Raw genomic sequence first — 1,636 nt, forward strand, 5'->3', positions numbered from 1 at the left:
TGGCTTGGGACCGGAAGATCCAGAGGGTACGTCCGGGGTAGGAGTGAAATCCCGTAATCCTGGACGGACCACCGGTGGCGAAAGCGCTCTGGAAGGACGGATCCGACGGTGAGGGACGAAAGCTCGGGTCACGAACCGGATTAGATACCCGGGTAGTCCGAGCTGTAAACGATGTCTGCTAGGTGTGACACAGGCTACGAGCCTGTGTTGTGCCGTAGGGAAGCCGTGAAGCAGACCGCCTGGGAAGTACGTCCGCAAGGATGAAACTTAAAGGAATTGGCGGGGGAGCACTACAACCGGAGGAGCCTGCGGTTTAATTGGACTCAACGCCGGACATCTCACCAGCATCGACAATGTGCAGTGACGGTCAGTGTGATGAGCTTACCTGAGCCATTGAGAGGAGGTGCATGGCCGCCGTCAGCTCGTACCGTGAGGCGTCCTGTTAAGTCAGGCAACGAGCGAGACCCACGTCCCTAATTGCCAGCAGCACCCTTGTGGTGGCTGGGTACATTAGGGAGACTGCCAGTGCCAAACTGGAGGAAGGAATGGGCAACGGTAGGTCAGTATGCCCCGAATGTGCTGGGCGACACGCGGGCTACAATGGCCACGACAGTGGGATGCAACCCCGAAAGGGGACGCTAATCTCCGAAACGTGGTCGTAGTTCGGATTGAGGGCTGAAACTCGCCCTCATGAAGCTGGATTCGGTAGTAATCGCGCCTCAGAAGGGCGCGGTGAATACGTCCCTGCTCCTTGCACACACCGCCCGTCAAAGCACCCGAGTGAGGTCCGGATGAGGCCGACGCAACGTCGGTCGAATCTGGGCTTCGCAAGGGGGCTTAAGTCGTAACAAGGTAGCCGTAGGGGAATCTGCGGCTGGATCACCTCCACAGACCGGGACCGGGGCGTTGCCCCGGCCCATAAGCCGTGACGCGTAGCGTCACGCACTCCACGTTCGATCGACCCACCGAGTGGCCGATCGGGCACCTTAGAACTACCAAGGCTAACATGACGCTTCCTCTCGTGGCTGTTGGCCACGAGAGGAGTGGGCCCATAGCTCAGTGGTAGAGTGCCTCCTTTGCAAGGAGGATGCCCAGGGTTCGAATCCCTGTGGGTCCATGTCTCGGAGGCGATCGAATCGTGCCCCTTAAGTGGGTCACAGTACTTCGATCTAATCCGAAGAACCGATGCACCACCCCGCGCAAGCGTGGGTGGGAAGGGTTAATGCAGGCCGCGTCTACGGCCTGCAGATGAGACCGTGTGTACGTGTAGTCCAGGCGTCCACTGGACCCGTTCCCGGGTCACTACAACGTGACATCTCTGATGTTACGCCGATCCGATGAACGTGGCTACTGTGCCAGCTGGTGGATCGCTCGGCTTGAGAGCTGAAGAAGGACGTGCCAAGCTGCGATAAGCCTGAGGGAGCCGCACGGAGGCAAAGAACTCAGGATTTCCGAATGGGAATCCCCACCGCAATTGCTTCGCGCAATGGGGAACGTCGAGAATTGAAACATCTTAGTATCGACAGGAAAAGAAAACGAACGTGATGTCGTTAATAATGGCGAATGAACGCGACACAGTCCAAACCGAAGCCTTCACGGGCAATGTGGTGTTCGGACTGACGATCACTCTCGGACC

Annotated in this window: 1 tRNA gene and 2 rRNA genes; all 3 read left to right on the forward strand. The window is 58.1% G+C overall.

Going from position 1 to position 1,636, the window contains the following annotated elements:
• A 16S ribosomal RNA gene (locus tag GS429_RS15260) occupies positions 1 to 888 on the forward strand; the annotation flags it as partial.
• Between the two features lie 157 nt (positions 889 to 1,045).
• Positions 1,046 to 1,117 (forward strand) — tRNA-Ala (locus GS429_RS15265).
• A 221-nt stretch (positions 1,118 to 1,338) separates the two neighbouring features.
• A 23S ribosomal RNA gene (locus GS429_RS21930) occupies positions 1,339 to 1,636 on the forward strand; the annotation flags it as partial.

Origin of the sequence: Natronorubrum halalkaliphilum (assembly GCF_009834785.1) — an archaeon.
Taxonomy (GTDB): domain Archaea; phylum Halobacteriota; class Halobacteria; order Halobacteriales; family Natrialbaceae; genus Natronorubrum; species Natronorubrum halalkaliphilum.